This is a genomic window from Candidatus Thiothrix putei (genome assembly GCA_029972225.1).
Classification (GTDB): domain Bacteria; phylum Pseudomonadota; class Gammaproteobacteria; order Thiotrichales; family Thiotrichaceae; genus Thiothrix; species Thiothrix putei.
The window spans coordinates 2,605,981-2,626,625 of sequence record CP124756.1 but is presented as its reverse complement, the minus strand read 5'-3'; the positions used below and the strand labels follow the sequence as shown (position 1 = coordinate 2,626,625).

Here is a 20,645-nt window from a genome sequence, read left to right as displayed (position 1 = left end):
GGTTTACGGTTGCACTCCCCAATGCAGTTTTTCACGCAAAATATGGTAGTAATCGTAGCTTTGCGGGTGTAACAAACGCACTTTTTCTGGGCGGGTGTGGATACGTATTAGATCACCCGATTCCAGTTCAATATTGTTTTGCCCATCAAAGGATAAGCGAGCAGGAATGTCGCGGTCTTCACATAATGTAATCTCGATCACGCTTTGATTGCTAATGACTAACGGGCGGTCAGTGAGTGTATGCGGGCAAATCGGCACTAGGGCAATCGCTTGTAGGGCAGGGTGCATGATCGGGCCACCACTGGAAAGCGCGTAAGCCGTTGAACCTGTGGGGGTTGTAACGACTAGACCATCAGCACGTTGGGTATTGACGAAATGCCCGTCGATATAGGTGGTGAACTCAATCATGCGAATTTCATTGCGCACATGCAGTACCACGTCGTTGAGTGCATCGCCGCTACCGATAAGCTCATCGTCACGGATAGCATCGGCATGTAGCACAAAGCGTGGTTCTTCTTTGTACTGCCCCGCTAGCATTTGCTCCAATTGGGTGAGCATGTCAGCGGGGGAAATATCCACCAGAAAGCCGACACGCCCCAAGTTGATGCCAATCAGCGGCACTTCGTGATCGGCGAGTAAACGTCCGGTGGAGAGTAATGTGCCGTCGCCGCCGACCACAATGGCAAGGTCAATTTGCCGCGCCAGCATGTCGGAGGGCATGGTGGGCAAGCCCAGAATAATACCTGCATCGCGGTCGCAATGGACGTGATAACCGCGTTCCAAGAGGAATTGGTGTAACGCGAACAGCGTCTTATCAACGCGGGTATCGTTGGGTTTGGTAAACAGACCGATGTGAGAAAACGGGTTCATAACCAATGCTTGTAGGAGTAAAGCGGTAAGGCTGGCAAAGCTGGGAATAAAATGCAAGTTAAACAGGGTGGGGGAAATAGATTGTCTGAACTGGGATTTTCAGGATGGCAGGATTATCGGGATGTGGTTCTTGGGTATCATCAATTCAATCATTTCTTGATAAAAATTATTAATTCCGTAACCCCCTATTTACATCTTGTCTGCTATAATTTTATAATTGCACAAGATTAGGAACTGTCCCGAAATAACTTCCCGAAATCAGGGGGACTGAGGGACAGCGGAGTAGTTCCATTTTGGCAGGAAGTCATCGAACTGGATGGTCATGTTATCCTTGAACGCTTGGGTATACTTGCGCCCGGTTTCAAAAACTTTACTGATGATGCGGACAGCGACCTTCAAGCCAGTGGTGGTTTCCGTTTTTGCCATGTAGTGTTTGGCGGTTTCGACCGTTTCCAACGGCACACCCCGGCAGGCACGGGTCACATGGGGGAACAGTCGGTGTTCAATCGGGTTGTATTTGGAGCAATAGGGCGGGTAGTGGGCGATGCGTATTGTCAGGTTCAGGCTGTCCGCCAATGCCTGCAAGTCTTGCTTGAACAGGTACGCAGAGGAACTGTTGCTGCCACCACCGTCACATAAGACCAACAGCTCGTCAGCTTCGGGGTAGTTGGGTTTCCCTTGCTCACGCCACCATAAGCCAAGGCTTTCGCAGGCAAACTCGGTGGTGTCGTGGCTGGTGTTCAGGTGCAGTGCCGCTTCGTTGCGGGCAAGGTCGTAGATGCCGTGGGGGATCACCTGACCATTGCCATAGCTGGGGAAGTCATGGTCATTGACCTCCGTGGGTTCGACGGCATCCGTTACCCCTTCACGGTAAAAGTTGCCCAGCAGTTCCTTCTTTTTGGTGTCAATGCTGATCACGGGTTTGCCTGCTTGCAGGTAGGTTTGTTTGAGTTGGGCAATCTTTTCAAACTGGGCATTACGGTCAGCGTGTTGCCCCATGGTGCGTTTCTTCTGGGGCTTGCGGCGGCGGTAGCCGTGCTCCCGCAATAGGCGCGACACCACGTTTTTCCCAGCCGATGTCCCCAATGCCTGCATCCGCCGGGCAATCTGCCGACGTGACAGGTTCGTCCATTTCACCGCCTCCCGCATGGGGTCGCCTGCCGTATGATCCTTTAAAACTTGGCGAAAATGCTCATCCAATTGCAGGTGCGTAGCGTTCAGCCGTTTGCGCCCGCCCCTTTTTTTCGCTGCCTTACGGTGGGCAAGCCATCTTCCGATTCCAACTCCGTCAACCCGTGGCGGATGGTTTTGGGGTCACAGTCCAATAACCGGGAAATGTAGTCCTGCCCCCCGTGCCCAAGCCGGACGGCTTCCACGGCGGCGTAGCGGCGGCGGTCACGCTCATTGAGCGATTGGTAGAACCGCTGCATTTGTTTTTCTATGGCTGATGGGTAAACATCCATTGGCTCATCCTCGGTGTTGATTGGCATTACAAGGGGCTATCTTCCCCCTTTCGCTGTTAGCAGAAAAGAGGGAAGTTATTTCGGGACAGTTCCTTAATACATGCTATCAGCAACACTGGGCTTCCGGCATCCTGAGTTAGAATTTTGAGCTGCCCTAGTAGCAGCTCTCTTTTAAAGCATTGCATTGTCTGCAATTTGGGCTAACCGGCGCAAAAGTCGGTTTTATTGATAATAATGTTGGAGATATTTTTATGAAAAAGTACACATTAACTGCCATGACATTGGCACTGTTGGCAGGTAACGCTTTCGCAGGCGGTACTGCTGGGCTGGGGGTCGAAGGCTTCGGCGTAGGCGCAAAAGTCGGCACACTCGGCTTAGGTTTAGAGGCTATCAAGCCAGTAAACAACAATCTGGATTTACGTGTTGGTGTTAACAAGTTTGACTATGATGCCAATGAAACCCTCGATGGCGTGGACTACACCGCCACGCTGGGGATGCAAACCGTCTCTGCACTGGCAGACTTCCACCCCGCCGCGAACGGTTTCTTTGTCAGCGGCGGTGTCATGGCGAATGACAACAAACTGAACGCAACCGCCACCGCTACCGCTGCCGAACCTGTCACCATCGGTACAAACACCATTACCAGTGGTACAGTGACCTCCGACATCAGTTTCGATGACCTGTCACCGTATGTCGGTGTTGGCTATCGCAAGCCAGTCAACGGTGCAAAAGGCTTAACCTTTGCGGCGGATGCAGGCGTACTCCTGCAAGGCGACCCCAAAATTGCCTTGACGGAATCGACTGGTACTGTTGCACAAAGCGACATCGACGCTGAAATTGCCTCCGTGCGCAATGATGTGGATGCGCTGAAAAACTTGCCCGTGATTTCCCTCGGTGTGGTTTACAACTTCTAAGCCGTTATTGGTGGGGCGCACCGTTATGTGTGCCTCATTTAAATTGCAAGTTAAACAGGCTTGTATCTACGGCACTTTGCCCCTATAAATGATGGCATGACAATACGCCTGCATCCAGAACTGAACGAACGCGCCCGGCACATCCTCAAAGTGTTGGTGGAAAGCTATATCCAAGACGGACAGCCCGTCGGTTCACGCAACCTTGCCCGCAGCAGTGGGCTGGATTTAAGTGCCGCCACCATCCGCAATGTGATGGCGGATTTGGAGGATATGGGCTACATCCGCGCTCCGCACACCTCGGCGGGGCGTATTCCCACTTCGCAAGGCTACCGCCTCTTCGTGGATGTGTTGGTCAATATTAAGCCGCTGGAACAGCACGCTATGCACATTCTGCAAGGGCAGTTGAAGGCGGAACGTGACCCCGCTGCGTTAATCCAATCCGCCTCCAACTTGCTTTCCGGCATTACTCAACTGACGGGTGTGGTGAGTTTGCCGCGCCGCAATCCTTCGTCCATCCGCCAGATTGAATTTCTGAGCTTATCGAGTCGGCAAGTGCTGGCGATTCTGGTGATGAACCGCAATGAAGTGCAAAACCGCATTATCCAACTCGATGCGGATGTGAGTTCTTCGGAGTTGCAACAAGCCGCCAATTTCCTCAACGAACGCTTGATCGGCAAAGATTTGCAGCAAGCCCGTGCTGCCTTGCTGGAAGAAATGCGCGAACACCGCGAAGACATGAACCGCATGATGCTCTCCGCGATTGAATTGGGTGAAAAAGCAGTTGCCGATTTAGGTGATAAGAAGGAAGAGGATTGCGTGATTGCGGGTGAAACCAATCTGATGGGCTACGATGACTTATCCGATATTCACAAATTACGTGAACTGTTTGCAGCCTTTACCCGCAAACGCGATATTTTGGGGTTGCTGGACAAGTGTTTGCAGGCGGATGGGGTGAAAATCTTCATCGGGCGTGAATCAGGACAAGCGGTATTCGATGAGTGTAGTTTAGTAACAGCACCCTATGAAGTAGATGGTGAACAATTGGGCGTGTTGGGGGTGATCGGCCCTAAGCGTATGCCCTATGAGCGCGTGATTCCAGTGGTGGATATTACCGCAAAACTGCTAAGTTTGGCGTTAAAATCACGTTCGTGAGGATTTATTCGGAGACAAATTCTAACATGCGCAATATTTTTTATTGGGTTTGCTTAGTGGGGTTGTCGTTTCCTGCTTCAGCGGATGAGCCCGCAGCAGGCGCTACCCGTGAAGCGTTGGAAAAGTGGTTCGAGGAAGATACTTTAACTAAAACTAATGCGGATGAGATTAACGAAGGTTCACTGGATTTCCTGAATCAAGCACCTGTTGGAGAAGCACTTCACCATCATCAAAATAAGGTCAAGATTACCGCTGAATCATTGGACGAAGGTTGGACGCAACTTGAGCAATGCCACGATAATCTGGATCAGGCTGCTGCGATGCAAATCACTTTTCGCGATGGCTACATACGTGACATGCGGGTAACGGAGCAACGCAACATTGGCAAAGCATGGGTAGAAGGTTCTAGCGTACAACTGAGTAAGGTCGGTGAAAATGCGCGTATTTGTTTGCAGGCGCATACGCGTGCCTTACGGTTTCAGGATGATGGTACGTATGTTTTGGTGAATGGCCCTTACATGCGTAAGTTTTTGGATGGTTATTACCCAATGCGGGTTTCTATGCAGATTGAGTACCCAGCGAATTTACTAAAAGTAGGAACGGTTACACCCAGTATTCAACCTGGTTTTGCCCTACAGCAGCAAGAAGGTGTGGTGGGATTTGATGCGTTATTTGAGGGGGAATTGCGTACCTCCATCCAATTTGAGGCGACCCACTGACACACATCACTTACAGTAAAAGACCAAGCTGTTTAAGCAAAGCATCACTTAACGCACCGGCGGCCACTTGATCAAATCCCGCGAACATCGGGTTGGTATTGATCTCCAAAAATTGCCACTCCCCCGTATGCGGGTCAGTTTTGAAATCAGCCGCTGCGAAATCCAGCCCTAAATGATCCGACAAGCACGCCAGTTTTTCCACCAAATCACCCGGCACATCCACCACCTGCATCCGGGTAGCAGACGATGAGCGGTAATCCAATGCCTCCGCCTGAATCAGAAAGCCAAACCACGCGTTACCAATACGAAATACCCGCAACTCCGGCGAAGCTAAACGCCGTTGCACAATCTGCGGGTAAGACAGTATGTTATTGCCGGTGATTTCATGCGCTGCCAACGGGGTACAGTAAGCGCCGCCCGTCACAGGCTTAGCCACCCACTCCCCATGCTCATGCAACTGGGCCATCGCGAGAAGGTCGTTGCTGACATACGTGTCAGCAACGTTAAACCCCATGCTCAACGCCAAGCGCAACATGTAAGGCTTATTAACCCCGCCACACGGCAGGAACCGCCGATTACATAACGCAATATCCGGCGAACTTAACAGCCAGCCGGACACGCTAACAAACCATTCACGCGCTGCTGAATTATCTTGAGCATTGTTGCTCTTCAGGTAAGCAAACACATCCTGTCGGATAAATGCTGCCGATACCGCGACTTCCTTGTCGTCATCCAGCAAACGGTTGCGGTGAATATCCCAATGCAAACGCGGCGAACCCGATTGCCCTGTGAGCAAACAATGCACGGAAATATCATGCAATGCCGCCCGTTTCAGCAGACGTACCAATTGAGGGTCAGTGTCACCGCCTGCTAATAGCAATCGGGGCTTTATTGTCATGGTTGAATCACCTTATTTGTAATCGTGATGCCCACCGTCTTCTTCGCCAATTGCCAATGTGGTCACAATCGGGTCATCCACTGGCGGCAAACCACCGTCTTCCTCACCCAGTGCTAAAGTTGTGAATTGCGGTTCTGGCTGAAAATTGCTAATGGTGTAGCCCATTTCCTCGTCGGCTATTTGGAAGCTTTGATCAATATAAATCGACGTTGGCAAACCATATTGCTTGTCGTAGCTGACATCAACCTTAGCCGCACCGCTCTTGATAGCCTGCTCCACCAAATTAAACAAACCATCCGCATTCAAATTGTAAATAGACTGCTTATTGGTTTGGCGGTCATCAGGGAGCAACTCACCGGTATCCGCATAGGTAGCCGACTTAACGCTCCCGTCACGCACCTCAATATTAATCGGGCGGATAGCATCGCCCCGACAGAAGCAATTGCGCTGCAAGGTAAATGAATAATCGTCAATATCCAGCGAGTCCCACTTTTTACGGTTCGCGTCCAACTGTTGTTGCGCGTCTGAGCTGGTGGAACCGCCTGCATTAATGGCTTTAACATCCTGTTGTGTCAATTTCTGCCGCGAAATTTCCCCACCGGTAATGCCGCCGGAAATGACTAAGGTATCGCCCACACTGAGCTTGCCATCCTTTTTACTATCCAGCACCTCGTAACTCAACGCGCCATTAATGTCGAAACGTTCGCGCAACGCTTTATCTTGCTGCCGCGTCAATTGTAGCGCTGTAGGCTGCGGCTTGGATGGCTCAGTTGCAGGTAATTTCTCACCAATTACCTGAATTAACTGCATAATGAGCTTGATTAGGGCTTCATTGTCGCCTTTTCCAAAGGTGTTGTTGCCTGACTTGTTTTGAATCGCTTTCACCGCATCGTCAAGCACGCTAGTGGCGACTGCCAGTGTAGCGGCTGAACCGCTGCTGTTTTTTACTTGCGTTGATCTGATTTCACTGCCCTGTGTTATCCCTGTCATCGTGAATCCTCCAGTGTTAGGGTAATGCCCAATTTGGCGTTTCCCATTCTTCGCTCTTGCAACATCAGTACCGATTATCTTCAGACAGGCAGACATTTTTCCCTTATAAGCGGTAAGGCTAAGCGCTACACTTGAACCCATCGCCAATATGCTTTACAACACCACTTACTCGTCAATTTCGCCTTAATCGCTTTTGGAGGACACATGGCAACCCGCGAAGAACTCAGCGCACAAGCATCCGCCTGCAATGATGCAGAATCCTACGCCGCCCTTGCTAAACAAGCCGCAGCCGAACCCGCCGATCTGGACTACGCCAAAGAATTGCTGGCAAAAGGCGAATCCAACTGTTCCTTCCCCGCGCATTACGTCGCCGTTGCAGAAGGCTATGTCGCGGTGGGTGATAAGGACAAAGCCACTGCCCTGTACGACGAAGCCGCCAATGCGTGCTTTGATGCCAAAGAAAAAGCGGAAACTGGCTACAGCATGGCCAAATTCCTCGGCGACCGCGACAAAGGTCGTGCGTTATTGGAAGAAGCCATCAGCGAAACCACCAATACCACCGAATTGCTGTCTTACGCCGGTTACGTGCAAGACGCGCTGCAAGACAATGCGCTTGCCAACAAACTGTTCAGCAAAGTCACTGCCAACTGCAAAAGCATTGCCGATTACCAGAAACTGGCAACCGACATTAAAAACAGCGGCAACCCCACTACCGCACTGATGGTCTTCAAAAAGGCCGCACCTTCCAGCAGCGAAACTGCCGATGTGGTGAGCTTCGCCAAAGGTTTGAAAGACCTGTTCGGTGATGATAAAGAAGTCGCCGCAACACTGGGCGATGCGGAAAGCAACTGCATGTTCCCCGCACAATTCGTGGTACTCGCAGGCGGTTTCATGAACCTGCTCGGCGACAAAGCCAAAGCCGAAGACTTGCTGGAACAAGGCAAAAACTTCGCCATGAGTGGTGAAGAAAACCTCGATCTGGCAACCGGTTACGCCAGCTTGCTGAACGATCAAGCCACTGCTAAAGATATGTACAGTGTTGCCCTGAACGAATTCAGCGGCAAAGAAGACCTGCTAAAGCTCGCCAGTGCCGTTGCCGCCAATATGGATGACAAAACCATCGCAGGCAAAGCTTACGACAAACTCGCCAGCAAACTCAGCACCCCTACCGATTTGGCAATGTTGGCAAAAGCCGTCAACGACAACCTCGGTGACAAAGACCGCGTTGCCAGCATTTACGCTGCCGCCGAAAGCAAAGCCACTAACGCTGCCGCCTTGGTATCACTCGCAGGCGAAGTCAACGCCAACCTGCAAGACCCTGCCAAAACCAACGCGCTGTACGCCAAAGCAGTTGACGCTTGCAAAGTTTACACTGACGCAACCAGCATCCTCGAAGCACTGGCGAAAAACCCAGCCGATGCCGCACTCGCAGCCACTTCCCTGCAAAAAGCCTTGGAACTGACCGAAACCAACGCACAAGTGTTAGACGTGGCGCAACGCGCACAAAAACTGACACCGGGCGACAATACCGTGGTTATCCAAGCTCTCGACAAGGCCGAAGCCAACGTCAGTTCCCTCGATGAAATGCGCAAACTCGCGAACGCCTCCAAGCAATTGCTGGCAGATGATGCCGAGCGCAACGACCGCATTAGCGGGAAACTGGCAAAACGCGAAGCCAGCCAAGCGCGTTACACCGAATTCCAAAATCAGGAAAAGACACTAACGCGCCCCAACCAATTCATTGCACTCGCCGGTGCGGTAGTCGAAGAACTGGAAGACACCTCCTACGCCAGCCAATTGCTGACCACGGCGGAAGAAAAGATGCAGGAAGCGGGCATCTTCAGCTTCGCAGCTTATCAGCCACTAATCGTCGCGGTTGGCAATCTGGTTAAAGACAAAGAATGGCTGGCACGCTTGCTGGATTTAGCCGCCAACCATAGCAATACGTTTGCAGCCGTGCGCAACCTTGGCGAAACCGTCAGCAAGCAACTCAGCGACACCGAATTTGGCAAAACTTGGACGCAGCAATTCTACGCCGCGCAACTGGCAAAGCTGGATGCCAGCAACGCCAGCACTTTCGAGTACAACAAGCTTGCCAAAGCGGTGAAAGAGCATTTGGATGACGACGCGCAAGCGCAAACCATTCTGGATAAAGGCGAAGCCAAAGCTCAAAACCATTTCCACTTTGCGTACATGGCAGAACTGGCGCAAAAATGGGGCAATAGCAGCAAAGCCGAGAGCTTGTACGCTAAAGCCACTGCCGCGTGTCAGGATGCCAGCCAGCAACGTGAATTAGCGGATTTGATGCGTAAAGCGGGTGTGGTTAGCACGCTGGCACAAACGGCAACGCAGAGTCAGGGCGGTAAGGGTACTTACTGGTAAGGGGCTGTCCTCTCACTTCCCATACTCATCCCCTTGCAGGATCGTCTCTCAAGGGGAGAGAGTGCAGAAAAGGAATAATGAAAAAAGTCAGTTTGTTTGTCGATGTACAAAACATCTACTACACCACGCGCTCTGCCTACGGGCGCAGTTTTGATTACAACCGCTTTTGGGCGCAAGCTACCAATGGGCGTGAAGTGGTGCAAGCCAGGGCTTACGCTATCGGGCGCGGTGATGAAAAGCAGATGCAGTTCCAAAATATCCTGCGGGCGATTGGTTTTGAGGTGAAACTCAAACCCTATATCCAGCGTAGCGACGGTTCTGCTAAAGGCGATTGGGACGTGGGTATTACGCTGGATGTGATCGAAGCCGCCGCCCATACTGACATTATTGTGTTGGCTTCCGGTGATGGCGATTTCGATATGCTGTTAAATCGTGCAAGCCAGCGTTACGGTGTGGAAACCGAAGTGTATGGCGTACCCGGTTTGACAGCGAATTCCCTCATCAATGCAGCTACTCGCTATACTCCAATTGATGAGTACTTACTACTGGGCAAGAACCCTAGCGCACATTCCTGAACGACTAACTACCCTTTATCAGTTGGGGGTTGCACTTCGTCAGCTTTCTGGCATTATCCAGCCATAAATATAAAAAAACTATAAGTAAATAGGGCATCATAATAATGCGAGAGAGTCTTCGATGTTAACTCCTAAACATCTGCGTGTCTGTGCCCTAGTATTGGCGGTATCTGCCAGTGTCTCTTCCCCAACCGTGTTCGCTAACGCGCCTGATAAAATATCCAATGCTGCTTCTGCACCCGATACCGATCAACTCATTATTCGTTTCCGCGACAATGTGGGTACTACTGCGGCTGATAAAGTGCTGTCACGTCTGCGTACTGAAAAAGGCGAAAAATTTGCTTACACCAAAACCACACACGATAACGCCGCTGTGTTTCGTTTCGAGAAGCGCAAAAAGAAAGCCGATTGGGATAAGTTATCGGTTTGGTTGAAGCAATTGCCAGAAGTGGAATACGTCGAACCGGATTTCATCATGAACCGCATGGAAGTGTCAGCACCGGTCACACCAAACGATTCTTACCTGAGCTATCAATGGTCATTGTTGGATGCCATTAGTGGTATTCGTGCCGATCAGGCATGGGGTTACACCGCTGGTCAGGGTAGCGTTGTGGCTGTTGTCGATACGGGTGTCTTGCCGCATGTGGATTTATTGCCGAATCTATTGGCGGGCTATGACATGATTGCCGATGCTGCTGTGGCTAATGACGGTAACGGGCGCGACAGTGATGCGACGGATGTGGGTGACTACGTGTTAGCTGGTGAATGCGGCAGTACCACCAATATCAATAGCAGTTGGCACGGTACGCATGTAGCTGGCACGATTGCTGCCGCTGGGAATAACGCCGAAGGTATTGCTGGGGTCGCTTATGCTGCCAAAGCCTTGCCCGTGCGGGTATTGGGCAAGTGCGGCGGCTATACCTCCGACATTGCGGCGGGGGTTATTTGGGCAGCAGGCGGCACGGTATCCGGGGCGCCAGCGAATCCGAATCCCGCTCGTGTTATTAACTTGAGCTTGGGCGGCGCATCCGCGTGCGGTTCAACCATGCAAAATGCCATCAATACAGCGCGTGGTAAAAATGCCGTTGTCGTGGTGGCAGCGGGAAATAGCAATACCGATGCCAGTCAATTTTCACCCGCCAACTGTGCAGGCGTTGTGACCGTGGCAGCAACCGGCAGAAATGGCGGGCGTGCTTACTATTCCAACTATGGCACTGTTGTCGATTTAGCCGCACCGGGCGGTTCGATGAATACGGGGGCAGCAGACGGTATTGTGTCTACCCTGAATACGGGGACGCAAACGGCGCTTGCCGATACTTATAAATATTACCAAGGCACGAGCATGGCAACGCCGCATGTGTCAGGCGTGGTGGCGTTGATGTTAGCTGCCAATCCCAGCCTGACACCGGATCAAGTGGAAAATCTGCTGAAATCAAGTGCACGTGCTTTCCCGCAACCTTGCGCGAGTTGCGGGACAGGTTTGTTGGATGCCACCGCCGCTGTGCAAGCAGCTACCAATTTCACCGCACCTGTTGACCCTTACGCCGTCTTGCTGAGTGATTTGAAGAAAAACCGTGACCTGTGGCGTACGCAAAATTTATTGAATTACACTTATGTATTGGAGCAGAAAACCGGCACGAGTTCGGCATTGCGTTTAAAACTGACGGTGAAAGCAGGTGTCTTGACCGAAGGTGTGAATCTGGCAACCAATGAAAAGTTGTCTGCACGTGATTTGAAAGCCAAAGGCAAAACTATTGAACAGTTGTTCACGCAAATCGAAACCGCCATCAACAGCAAGTACGCCATCGTCAAAACGGCGTATGACACTACACTGGGCTACCCGCTGGATAGTTTCTTGGATAAAAGCACCAGCATCACCAGTGATAATGTGAGTTTGAAAGCCTCCAGTCTCACCAAGCTATAAGCCACCACTGAGCGTGTGAAGCACAAGGTTTCCGCCGTTTGCCAGCGGCGGCGCCTTCGGTGTTACGCGAAGATATTGCTTGGTAGATGGGGCGATTTTGTGCATGACGCGGTGTCGTCTATACTGCTAGCGGTATGTTTCAACATTGCGAGGAGAAGCAAGATGATTTTCAGACAGCTTTTTGAGCAAGACTCCAGCACTTACACCTACCTGCTGGCTTGTGAACAGTCGGGCGAGTGCGTACTGATTGACCCGGTGATCGACACAGTTGAGCGCGATCTGGCGGTATTGCAGGCATTGGGCTTGACGCCAACGTTTTTTGCTTGACCTGTTCTCACCGCAAGCAGATAATTCTAGCTAGATTGGCTAGATAATATGAGGTGAAGAATATGATGCAATGGCGCTTGGCAGATGCCAAAAATAGGTTTAGCGAAGTGGTTAACCGCGCTTTGTGTGAAGGACCGCAACAAGTTTCCCGCCGTAATGATGCGGTCGTGGTGTTGTCATTGGCAGATTATCAACGTTTGACAGGTAAACGTGCCAGCTTCAAACGTTTTCTGTTGGATCACACGCCGAGTCTGGAAGGGCTGGACTTATCCCGCGACAAGTCTCCCATGCGTGAGGTAGAGCTGTGAGAGTATTGCTGGATACCTGCGTTTTATCCGAATTACGCAAGCAAGATTGCCCTGCACAAGTAAAGTCAGCGGTAGAAATGCTGGATGATTCCGATCTTTTCGTCAGTGTGATTACCCTCGGCGAAATTGCCAAAGGCATTGCCTTGTTGGATGAAAGCAAGCGTAAACGTGCCTTGCGTGATTGGTTGGAAACCCTAGAACAACAGTATGGCGAACGCATTTTACCTGTCGATTTGGAAACCGTGCGCGTGTGGGGCGACATCACCGCCAAAGCACAACAGGCTGGCAAAATAGTTGCGGCAGCGGATGGCTTGATCGCCGCCACTGCGATTCGTTACGGTTTACGGGTCATGACACGCAACGTTGATGATTTCTCGCCGACGGGGGTATTACTGATAAATCCTTGGGATTAGGCAGGTCACGTACTCAAGTAAACGGGTTCAGCAGCTTAACGCCTGTCCCCGCGAAGTCATCCACATTGCGTGTTACTACTGTTAAATCATAGAGCAATGCGCTTGCCGCAATCAGCTTATCTAACTCATGTTCATGGTGGGGGACACGCAATCGACCCCACAGTTGTGCGGCATCAGCATCCAGCCCGATGATATAGTCTTGGTAGTCGGTTAGAATTTGCTCTAACCATTGTTCCAGTTGGTGCGCCTGCGCATGATCGTTACGGTAACGGATCAGTTCAATCCCACGACGTAATTCCCCAATAGTCACCGCAGAAAGAAAGAGCTTGTCGCCGTTGCTGATGACGCGCTGAAAAAAAGCTTGCACACCCGGATTGGCGCGTGACCCTTTACGGATTTCGCTGATGACATTGGTATCAAGCAAATACATCGGCAACCTGCTGCTTACCTTGAATGCGTTCAAAGTCGGCATCCGTTCCCACATTTGGCATAGCCGCCAATACTTCAGCGAGACTGCGCTTTTTTAGCACCAGCAGCACTTCACGCAAGATAGCGCGGTGTTCCATCTCAGCACTTCTGCCGTTACGGGCAGCACGTTGCTTGAGTGCCTCGACAATTTCAGGTTCAAGTTTGCGGACGATTAAGTTTGTCATCGTTTAACGCTCCAGTTAGATATTAGATATATGCTATCAATGCTATCACTTTGCGTTTGCTTGAGTGAAGACGTTCTGAAAAATATTTGGAATAATGGCTAATATCCCGATGAACGGTTGTCTTTTTATCCCGTCCTCGTTATTGTCGATAAGAAGTGACTATGGGGATGGGCAATGCCGAGCAACAAAGAAACGCTGTTTCAAAATCATATTTGCGCCTTTTTGAAACGCGAGCACGGCTATCACGCCCTGACGAAAGCGGAGTTGCCCCCGCAAGATTTCCATATTATCGAATCACACCTGTTGGCATTCATCCAAGCCACCCAGCCCGATCGTTGCGCGGAATTGCACGCTGTTTTTGGTCTGAAAACCGACGACGAAATTATCCGAACCCTCAAACAAGCCTGCGCTAAAGCCAAGCCATTGTGGTTGATCATGCGTGAAGGTTTACAGGTCAGGGGTGTTAAATTCGAGCTGTACAAACCCAAGCCGCGTTCTGCCACCAGCGAATTGCAACACCAGCATTACCGGCACAACCGTTTTAGCTACAAAAAAGAATACCGTTACAATCCCAACAATGATGAGCGCGTCGATCTGGTGCTGTGGCTGAATGGCTTGCCAATCATTGTGGTGGAACTCAAGCACGAGGATGAAGGGCAATTCGTCGATGATGCGATTCACAGCAGTTTCTTGACCCGCGATTTGAACAATAGCCTGTATCGACTACCGTTTCTGTACGTGGCTGCCAGCGATACCCAAGTGAAAGTTGCTACTGATCCCCGTTCTGACAAGCATTTCCGCTGGTTCAATGCGCAACTGACCAACACGGCGCAAACCCACGGCGAATACCCGATTGAGCATCTGTACCGGGGTGTGAACAAAAGTGCGGTAAACCTCATGCCGCCTCAGCGGTGTTTCGCCAATAATGCTTCCATTGCTGGTTTCCCCGCATGACCCTCAACGCCAACATATCCGCCGCATTATCACTTTTCCACCATGCCCCCGATTTTTTTAAGCGTTGCTGGATGATGTAACGGTGTGCACTTTCTATTTCGCCCGACCCCACGGGCAATCCGAGGGATTTTGCTGTCGGGTAATCCAGTTGCTCAATGCGGTTGCTCAGGTAACGGTGACAAGCTCGTACTGGGGCGTTACTGTCTTCTACCGTTTCTGCTTCGAGGAAAGGTTTCAGTGTGTCGATGACCGCTTGAGCTTGACCATCCTGTAGGGCTTTTTTCTGTTTGGCAAACCATTTATCCTTGTCCTTGAGGCATGAACAGCTTGCGGATGCTGCTGATAGGTATTCACAAACATGATAAAAATCAATCAGGTAATGTCCTTGTGTGCCAAATTGTTCATCCACTTGACGGTTGATCCAGCTTGCCCCATCACCCACCGCATGGAGGAACGTGCTTTTTCCAAATCCAGCACGGCAGGCGGTGTCGAATAAGATTTTTCCAGCATCTTCTACCGTGCCACCGAATATTGCGCCAAACGTTGGCGTAGCACTGCCTTTGGCGTGGGCAAGACACAGGCGGGCTTCTTTCCAGCTTTCCTTTTTGCCTTTGCGCTTGTCGGGGGCTGTTTCGTCAATCTCGACGATGGGGATCATGCTGCCGTCCATTTCGGCAATGACATAGGCTTTTCCCAACGTGCTTGGATAGTCTTTTATCAACACTTGGGATTCATGGATGCGTTTGGCGTGACCTTCGGTGATGTGTCGGATGCTGCTGGATGCCAGCCGTATCCCGTAATGTTCTTCTAATTTATCAGGCACTTGAGCAAATGAACAGTCCGCCCCAAAGTCCGTCACCGCCCGTTGCAGCGGGAGCGAACAGCCTCGGCAAACAACCTCGGCACTCTGGCTAAAGGGGCGGACACGCTTGCCGGGAATCCGGTAGACCGGTTCGCTTATGTGGATTTTTCCGTAGGTCGTGTGCCAATGACAGTTTTTTTTCCACTCTTTACATACTTCCCAATGCCTTCTTCACAGGCTGGGGCTGTGCATTTTTCTACACGTTTGTTTGCCCATGCAGTGATCGCATCATTTCCCATTTGGCGCAGTTCTTCTATCACCCGCTGTTCGGCGTCTGCTGCTTTGATAATGTCATCACCGGCATTTTCAACCACCTCGATTAGCCCTTCCATCCGAGCTTTTAATGCGGGGTTGCGGTTCAAGGCTTCTAAAAGTTTTTGGTCGCGGGAGCTAACTGTCAACATGGGAAAGTCCTTTTTCTCTGGTTTTAGGGGATGCCATCTTAGTCTACAGGACACCGCACTTTTGTTCACACCCTCTGTACCGCGATGCGTTTGCCAAAGACACGATCGCTCGTTATCTGGAACATTTCCTTGTCTATGCACCCGCCAAACAGGAAATCACTGCAACAGGTGAGGTGCTGACTGAACTCGCGTTTAGCATTTTCCCGCGTTATCACCAGCTACGTGCCAGCCGTCAACTGGCAGAACGGGTACGTCTACACGCCAATCAGCATCACCGTTTGGGGCTGAAATATCTGGTCAATCACTCGGCGGGGTCGGGCAAAACGCTAACGATGGCGTGGATGGCGGATCAGTTGGACAGCTTGTACACCACCGACAACCGCAAGGTATTCGACAACATCATTATCCTGACAGACCGCAAAAGTCTGGATAAGAATATCCGCGATGATCTTGAGCGTTTCACGCATCTGAAAAGCAAAGTGCATTTTGCCGAGCGTTCCAGCCAACTTGCCGATTTTCTGGCAAAAGACCGCGATATTATCGTCTCCACCATCCAGAAATTCGGCTACATACAAGACAAAATCCAGCAAAGTGAAGCACTCAAATCGCGGCATATCGCCTTCCTGATTGACGAAGCGCACCGATCGCAAGACGGCAAAATGGCTTTAAAAATGCGCAAGGTATTCACGGCTGAAGGTGAATACGAAGAAGAGGAAGACGAAACGCCCAATAGCGATGCCGTAGCCGCCACCTTGGAAAAGCTGAATATCAGCAATCAAGTGTGCGTGGCATTCACCGCAACGCCAACACCCAAAACCGTGGCGTTTTTCGGTGAACCCATCGACATTTACAGCGAAGAAGAAGCCATTCAGGAAGGCTATATTCTGGATGTGGTGCAACACATTGTGTCGTACAAAACGCTCTACCACCTGCAATCAAGCAAGGCGTTGCCAGACAAGGAATTTTCGGCGGGTGTTGGTTGCTAAAGCCTTGCGTGATCTGGCGTTCAGCGATGATGACTTGATCCAGTACAAGTCTGAGGTGATCGTCAAACTGTTTCAGGAACAGGTAGCCGCGTCGATTCAAGGGCGAGGCAAGGCAATGGTGGTCGCGTCGTCACGTCCGGCGGGCTACAAATATTTCCAGACGTTGCAAACGATTTTGGCGGAAAAGGATTTGCCGTATAAGGTGCTGTTTGCCTTCAGCGGTTACACCGACCCTAAAACCAATCAAAGCATCGAAGAGATCAAAGTCAATCAATTGGACACCTTGTACGATGGGCGCGTGATTGAAGAGGTGTTTGAGCAGGATGATTACCGCATTCTGGTGGTTGCTAACAAATTCCAGACCGGGTTTGACCAACCGTTGTTGTCGGCAATGTTTTTGGATAAAGCGGTGAAAGGGGTTTGAAACAGTTACCATAAAATCTATCTAAATCTATTCAAGCTTTATCATTTTGGTTAGGTTTATAAAAGCGTAGTGCCGTTTATCCGTAAAAGATAGCAGCAAAAGCACGGATGACTAGACAACTATCACACCGTGCTGCATTCTGTTTGCCATGATCATCAGCCACAAAATCCGCCTTGACCCCAACCATAAGCAAGCGACGTACTTGGCGAAAGCCGCAGGTACAGCGCGGTTTGCCTACAATTGGGCATTAGCGGAATGGCAAACCCAATACACGGCATGGAAGGAAGACAACACCCAGCCAAAACCCAACCAAATGCGCTTGCGCCGCCAATTGAACGCCATCAAACGCGAACAATTCCCCTGGATGCTGGAAGTCACCAAAAATGCCCCGCAAATGGCAATTATCCAACTCGGCGTAGCCTTCAAAAACTTCTTTGCGGGACGCACCCAGTACCCGCAATTCAAAAAGAAAGGTAAAAGCCGCGACAGTTTCACCCTCACCAACGACCAGTTCAGCCTTGACGGTTGCCGCATCCGCATTCCCAACCTTGGGTTAGTACGGATGCGGGAAACGTTACGCTTTTCCGGTAAAATTCTCTCTGCCACGGTTTCCCGCACCGCTGACCAGTGGTTCGCCAGCATCACCGTGGATACCGACCAACATCATCTCCCGCCTGCCAAAAACCAAGGCACGGTAGGGGTGGATTTGGGCGTATCTGCACTGGGAACCCTATCAACGAGGGAAAAAGTGGTTGGGGCGAAGCCGCATAAAGCCTTGCTTTCCCGCCTAAAACGGCTCTCGCGCAGCCTGTCCCGCAAGGTCAAAGGCAGTGCCAACCGCCACAAGGCAAAACAAAAACTGGCAACACTTCACGCACGTATTGCCAACATTCGCCAAGACAGTTTGCACCAACTCACTACGGATTTAACCCGCCGTTTTCACACCATCGGCATTGAAGATTTGAACGTGTCGGGCATGGTGAAAAACCGTCATTTATCCCGTGCCATCAGTGATATGGGGTTTTTCGAGTTTCGCCGTCAACTGGAATACAAGGCGGGAATGCGGGGTGCGGTGGTCGTGGTGGCTGATCGGTTTTTTGCCTCCAGCAAAACCTGTTCTGCTGCTGGCTGTGGGCATAAAGTGGAGAAGCTGCCACTGTCGGTACGTGAATGGACTTGCCCCATTTGCGGTGCAGTCCATGACCGTGACATAAATGCCGCCAAAAATTTGAAAAAATACGCCGTGAGTTACACGGTGTCTGCCTGTGGAGGGGAAGGCTCTGGTCTTGGGCGCAAGCCGAAGACGAAACCAGCCCCCGTGAAGCAGGAATTCAACACCATGACTACTTTTAGTTAGCTATAGGTAGATTTGGGTAGGTTTGAAATAACGGTGAATGCCATCCAGACCGTTTCGCGCCTCAACCGCAAACGCGCCGACAAGGAACAGGATGATTTGCTGGTGGTGGATTTCACCAACAGTTCGGAGGCTATTTTCAAAGCCTTCAACCAATTTCGTCAAGGTTCGCCCTACAAGGAACAAGAGCCGGATAAAGCGGTGTTGGAGGCAATTTACCAGCAGGTGTTGGCAATGGGGGCGTTTGATGCGGCGGCGGTTCAGCACTGCGTGAATGCTTACACTTCTGCTGAAAATGCTGCTAAACAACGGCATTCAGATGCGGATGCGCTGTTCAGCAATACCAAACAGGCTTATCGCAAACAGTTCAATCAACGCCTGCTGGATGCGGAAGCACGGAAAGTCTATATCGCTTTGCTGCTTACCCATAACCGCGACAATATCCTGTTTCTTGAACAGTATGAGCCGACCTTGCACAGTGAAATTCGCATGGGTTACATGGATCGGGATTTGTGGGGGCAATTACAAAATCCGATCTACACCGACAAGGGCGGCATTATTCCGATCATGGGCAAAACCATTATTCAGCAGGTCGTGCAACTGGCGGCTTAGCACTTTTACCTAACTTTACATACGATTTACCCACCTTTACGTCAGCCTGCGCCACACTCTTGTCATGGAAATCACTCACAGGATTATGTTCATGGCATCTACTCCGCAACGCCTGCTGATTAGCCTCGCTGTTTGCATGGTAACGGTCGCGTGTACGCCCGCCAGCATTCGGGATACCGCGACGCCCACTAGTAGCACCATTCAAATTCAACCCAGCAATGCGCTGGCACGCAAACCCATCCAAGCCGCATGGTGGCAAACCTTCCACGACCCGCTAATGACTGCGCTGATTCAGGAAGCCCTGCAAGCCAGCCCCGACATCAAAACCGCGCAAGCCAGCCTGCGAGCCGCCCGTGCGCAACGCGCCATTGCCGGAGCAAGCCTGTTACCCAGTCTTTCCAGCGGCGCATCCGCCCGCCGCAGCGGTGGCAATGACAGCTACGGCGCAAACCTCGATGCCAGTTGGGAAGCCGACATCTTCGGCGGCAACCGTTTAGCCGATAAAGCCTCTGCCGCCGACTTGCAAGCCACCCAAGCCAGTCTGGAAGACGTAAAAGCCTCCCTCGCTGCCGAAGTTGCCAGCAGCTACGTCAACCTGCGGCTGGCACAAGCTCGCCTCGCCGTTTCGCGCCAAAGCCTCGCCTCGCGTGACGAAACCGTGCGCCTGATCGGTCTGAAACAACAAGCAGGGCTTGCCAGCGGCTTAGAAACCGATCAAGCCAACCTGAGTTTGGGGCAAACCCAAGCCCAAATCCCCGCATTGATAAACAGCGTGACCCAATCGCAACACGCCCTCGCCATCCTCACCGGCAAAGAACCGGGCGCACTTAATACCCGCCTTGCCGCCGCCAAACCGATTCCCACCGCTGGCGGACAACTGCTGAATAACATTCCGGCAAATGCTATTCGCCAACGCCCGGACATCCGCGCTGCCGAATACAAAGTCACCGCCGCCGGATTGCGGGTCGGTGAAGCCAAAGCCAACCTCTACCCCAGCTTCAACCTCGGCGGATCACTCAGCCTCAGCAGCCTGAGTCTGGCGGATTTGCTGGATACCGGCAGTATTGCCCGTTCCCTCGCCGCTTCCATCAGCGCACCTTTGTTTGACGGTGGCAGGCTGAAACAACAGGTCGAAGCCAAAGATGCCGCCCGTGAACAAGCCGTTGCCAGCTACCAAAAAAGCGGTATTAGGGGCGTTACAGGACGTAGCAAACAGCTTTTCCACCCTGCAATCGCTACGCGAACGCCAACCGTTACTGGCGCAAAATGTCGCATTGGCACGCAGCGCCGAACATCTGGCGCAACTCAGCTATGACGCAGGCACTGCCGATTTCCAAAACGTGCTGGATGCGCAACGCAGCGTCTTGAGCGCACAAGAAAGCCAGTTGTCCGCACAAGCAGAAAACACTCAGGCAATGATCAGCCTTTACAAAGCCATCGGCGGCGCCTGGTAGGAGAACC

Annotated in this window: 23 protein-coding genes and 1 pseudogene; 16 read left to right on the top strand and 8 right to left on the bottom strand. The window is 51.4% G+C overall.

Annotated elements, in window-relative coordinates; translation table 11 throughout:
* Window positions 1-3 precede the first annotated feature (3 nt).
* The 3 genes from QJT81_13500 to QJT81_13490 all read right to left on the bottom strand — a co-directional run bounded on the left by QJT81_13500 (window position 4) and on the right by QJT81_13490 (window position 2,360).
* Window positions 4-870, bottom strand: a complete 867-nt coding sequence (locus QJT81_13500) for an NAD(+) kinase (protein WGZ92849.1) — start codon at window positions 868-870, stop codon at window positions 4-6.
* Window positions 871-1,128: 258 nt separating this feature from the next.
* Complete coding sequence (locus QJT81_13495; protein WGZ92848.1) at window positions 1,129-2,070, bottom strand: ISAzo13 family transposase; 942 nt, start codon at window positions 2,068-2,070, stop codon at window positions 1,129-1,131.
* Between the two features lie 17 nt (window positions 2,071-2,087).
* Window positions 2,088-2,360: a hypothetical protein gene (locus QJT81_13490; protein WGZ92847.1), complete on the bottom strand. Its 273-nt coding sequence runs from the start codon at window positions 2,358-2,360 to the stop codon at window positions 2,088-2,090.
* Between the two features lie 224 nt (window positions 2,361-2,584).
* Here QJT81_13490 and QJT81_13485 point away from each other — a divergent pair, with 224 nt between their 5' ends.
* From QJT81_13485 to QJT81_13475, 3 genes are all read left to right on the top strand, one after another.
* Window positions 2,585-3,247, top strand: a complete 663-nt coding sequence (locus QJT81_13485) for a hypothetical protein (GenBank protein WGZ92846.1) — start codon at window positions 2,585-2,587, stop codon at window positions 3,245-3,247.
* A 96-nt stretch (window positions 3,248-3,343) separates the two neighbouring features.
* A complete protein-coding gene (gene hrcA, locus QJT81_13480) occupies window positions 3,344-4,399 on the top strand; it encodes a heat-inducible transcriptional repressor HrcA (GenBank protein WGZ92845.1) in 1,056 nt (351 codons plus the stop codon).
* Between the two features lie 26 nt (window positions 4,400-4,425).
* Window positions 4,426-5,118, top strand: coding sequence for a hypothetical protein (locus tag QJT81_13475; GenBank protein WGZ92844.1), 693 nt, complete (start codon window positions 4,426-4,428; stop codon window positions 5,116-5,118).
* 10 nt (window positions 5,119-5,128) lie between these two features.
* Here QJT81_13475 and QJT81_13470 read toward each other — a convergent pair whose 3' ends face one another.
* Together QJT81_13470 and QJT81_13465 are read right to left on the bottom strand one after the other, a co-directional pair.
* Window positions 5,129-6,016, bottom strand: coding sequence for a hypothetical protein (locus QJT81_13470; GenBank protein ID WGZ92843.1), 888 nt, complete (start codon window positions 6,014-6,016; stop codon window positions 5,129-5,131).
* Window positions 6,017-6,028: 12 nt separating this feature from the next.
* Entirely contained in the window at window positions 6,029-7,006 is a 978-nt protein-coding gene (locus QJT81_13465) for a DUF6174 domain-containing protein (protein WGZ92842.1), read from the bottom strand.
* A 204-nt stretch (window positions 7,007-7,210) separates the two neighbouring features.
* Between QJT81_13465 and QJT81_13460 the strand changes: the two genes are divergently transcribed.
* The 6 genes from QJT81_13460 (at window position 7,211) to QJT81_13435 (ending at window position 12,935) form a co-directional block, all read left to right on the top strand.
* On the top strand, window positions 7,211-9,388 hold the full coding sequence (locus QJT81_13460; protein ID WGZ92841.1) for a hypothetical protein: 2,178 nt from the start codon (window positions 7,211-7,213) through the stop codon (window positions 9,386-9,388).
* Between the two features lie 77 nt (window positions 9,389-9,465).
* Window positions 9,466-9,963, top strand: coding sequence for an NYN domain-containing protein (locus QJT81_13455; protein ID WGZ92840.1), 498 nt, complete (start codon window positions 9,466-9,468; stop codon window positions 9,961-9,963).
* Between the two features lie 121 nt (window positions 9,964-10,084).
* A complete protein-coding gene (locus QJT81_13450; GenBank protein ID WGZ92839.1) occupies window positions 10,085-11,887 on the top strand; it encodes a S8 family serine peptidase in 1,803 nt (600 codons plus the stop codon).
* Window positions 11,888-12,049: 162 nt separating this feature from the next.
* Entirely contained in the window at window positions 12,050-12,214 is a 165-nt protein-coding gene (locus QJT81_13445; protein ID WGZ92838.1) for a hypothetical protein, read from the top strand.
* Window positions 12,215-12,276: 62 nt separating this feature from the next.
* A complete protein-coding gene (locus tag QJT81_13440) occupies window positions 12,277-12,522 on the top strand; it encodes a type II toxin-antitoxin system prevent-host-death family antitoxin (protein ID WGZ92837.1) in 246 nt (81 codons plus the stop codon).
* 5 nt (window positions 12,523-12,527) lie between these two features.
* Window positions 12,528-12,935 carry a type II toxin-antitoxin system VapC family toxin gene (locus QJT81_13435; protein ID WGZ92836.1) on the top strand — a complete coding sequence of 136 codons (408 nt, stop codon included), beginning with the start codon at window positions 12,528-12,530 and terminating at the stop codon, window positions 12,933-12,935.
* 13 nt (window positions 12,936-12,948) lie between these two features.
* On the opposite strand, the gene QJT81_13430 is transcribed toward QJT81_13435, so the two are convergent.
* Entirely contained in the window at window positions 12,949-13,365 is a 417-nt protein-coding gene (locus QJT81_13430) for a type II toxin-antitoxin system VapC family toxin (GenBank protein WGZ92835.1), read from the bottom strand.
* On the bottom strand, window positions 13,352-13,588 hold the full coding sequence (locus tag QJT81_13425) for a DNA-binding protein (protein ID WGZ92834.1): 237 nt from the start codon (window positions 13,586-13,588) through the stop codon (window positions 13,352-13,354). Before QJT81_13425 ends, QJT81_13430 begins: the two co-directional genes overlap by 14 nt.
* Before the next feature lie 174 nt (window positions 13,589-13,762).
* On the opposite strand from QJT81_13425, the gene QJT81_13420 reads away from it, so the two are divergent.
* A complete protein-coding gene (locus QJT81_13420) occupies window positions 13,763-14,542 on the top strand; it encodes a type I restriction endonuclease (protein ID WGZ92833.1) in 780 nt (259 codons plus the stop codon).
* Here the strand turns inward: QJT81_13420 and QJT81_13415 are convergent.
* A pseudogene (locus QJT81_13415) lies at window positions 14,484-15,808 on the bottom strand (UPF0236 family protein). The gene QJT81_13420 and the pseudogene QJT81_13415 sit on opposite strands and share 59 nt — an antisense overlap.
* Window positions 15,809-15,981: 173 nt before the next feature.
* On the opposite strand from QJT81_13415, the gene QJT81_13410 reads away from it, so the two are divergent.
* The 6 genes from QJT81_13410 (at window position 15,982) to QJT81_13385 (ending at window position 20,638) form a co-directional block, all read left to right on the top strand.
* Window positions 15,982-16,794, top strand: a complete 813-nt coding sequence (locus tag QJT81_13410) for a DEAD/DEAH box helicase family protein (protein ID WGZ92832.1) — start codon at window positions 15,982-15,984, stop codon at window positions 16,792-16,794.
* The gene (locus QJT81_13405; GenBank protein ID WGZ92831.1) at window positions 16,781-17,218 is read left to right on the top strand and encodes a hypothetical protein; all 438 of its coding nucleotides are present in this window, start codon (window positions 16,781-16,783) and stop codon (window positions 17,216-17,218) included. The genes QJT81_13410 and QJT81_13405 overlap by 14 nt, the downstream gene beginning before the upstream one ends.
* A gap of 148 nt (window positions 17,219-17,366) precedes the next feature.
* The gene (locus QJT81_13400) at window positions 17,367-18,575 is read left to right on the top strand and encodes an RNA-guided endonuclease TnpB family protein (GenBank protein ID WGZ92830.1); all 1,209 of its coding nucleotides are present in this window, start codon (window positions 17,367-17,369) and stop codon (window positions 18,573-18,575) included.
* Window positions 18,576-18,608: 33 nt separating this feature from the next.
* A complete protein-coding gene (locus tag QJT81_13395; GenBank protein WGZ92829.1) occupies window positions 18,609-19,184 on the top strand; it encodes a hypothetical protein in 576 nt (191 codons plus the stop codon).
* Window positions 19,185-19,275: 91 nt separating this feature from the next.
* Window positions 19,276-20,499: an efflux transporter outer membrane subunit gene (locus tag QJT81_13390; GenBank protein WGZ92828.1), complete on the top strand. Its 1,224-nt coding sequence runs from the start codon at window positions 19,276-19,278 to the stop codon at window positions 20,497-20,499.
* Entirely contained in the window at window positions 20,411-20,638 is a 228-nt protein-coding gene (locus tag QJT81_13385; protein ID WGZ96490.1) for a TolC family protein, read from the top strand. Before QJT81_13390 ends, QJT81_13385 begins: the two co-directional genes overlap by 89 nt.
* Window positions 20,639-20,645 lie beyond the last annotated feature (7 nt).

Excerpts from the sequence above, each read along its gene's own strand:
- QJT81_13500 (WGZ92849.1), bottom strand. The coding sequence starts at position 870 with ATGAACCCGTTTTCTCACATCGGTCTGTTTACCAAACCCAACGATACC.
- QJT81_13490 (WGZ92847.1), bottom strand. The coding sequence starts at position 2,360 with ATGCCAATCAACACCGAGGATGAGCCAATGGATGTTTACCCATCAGCC.
- QJT81_13485 (WGZ92846.1), top strand. The coding sequence starts at position 2,585 with ATGAAAAAGTACACATTAACTGCCATGACATTGGCACTGTTGGCAGGT.
- hrcA (WGZ92845.1), top strand. The coding sequence starts at position 3,344 with ATGACAATACGCCTGCATCCAGAACTGAACGAACGCGCCCGGCACATC.
- QJT81_13475 (WGZ92844.1), top strand. The coding sequence starts at position 4,426 with ATGCGCAATATTTTTTATTGGGTTTGCTTAGTGGGGTTGTCGTTTCCT.
- QJT81_13470 (WGZ92843.1), bottom strand. The coding sequence starts at position 6,016 with ATGACAATAAAGCCCCGATTGCTATTAGCAGGCGGTGACACTGACCCT.
- QJT81_13465 (WGZ92842.1), bottom strand. The coding sequence starts at position 7,006 with ATGACAGGGATAACACAGGGCAGTGAAATCAGATCAACGCAAGTAAAA.
- QJT81_13460 (WGZ92841.1), top strand. The coding sequence starts at position 7,211 with ATGGCAACCCGCGAAGAACTCAGCGCACAAGCATCCGCCTGCAATGAT.
- QJT81_13455 (WGZ92840.1), top strand. The coding sequence starts at position 9,466 with ATGAAAAAAGTCAGTTTGTTTGTCGATGTACAAAACATCTACTACACC.
- QJT81_13450 (WGZ92839.1), top strand. The coding sequence starts at position 10,085 with ATGTTAACTCCTAAACATCTGCGTGTCTGTGCCCTAGTATTGGCGGTA.
- QJT81_13445 (WGZ92838.1), top strand. The coding sequence starts at position 12,050 with ATGATTTTCAGACAGCTTTTTGAGCAAGACTCCAGCACTTACACCTAC.
- QJT81_13440 (WGZ92837.1), top strand. The coding sequence starts at position 12,277 with ATGATGCAATGGCGCTTGGCAGATGCCAAAAATAGGTTTAGCGAAGTG.
- QJT81_13430 (WGZ92835.1), bottom strand. The coding sequence starts at position 13,365 with ATGTATTTGCTTGATACCAATGTCATCAGCGAAATCCGTAAAGGGTCA.
- QJT81_13425 (WGZ92834.1), bottom strand. The coding sequence starts at position 13,588 with ATGACAAACTTAATCGTCCGCAAACTTGAACCTGAAATTGTCGAGGCA.
- QJT81_13420 (WGZ92833.1), top strand. The coding sequence starts at position 13,763 with ATGCCGAGCAACAAAGAAACGCTGTTTCAAAATCATATTTGCGCCTTT.
- QJT81_13400 (WGZ92830.1), top strand. The coding sequence starts at position 17,367 with ATGATCATCAGCCACAAAATCCGCCTTGACCCCAACCATAAGCAAGCG.
- QJT81_13390 (WGZ92828.1), top strand. The coding sequence starts at position 19,276 with ATGGCATCTACTCCGCAACGCCTGCTGATTAGCCTCGCTGTTTGCATG.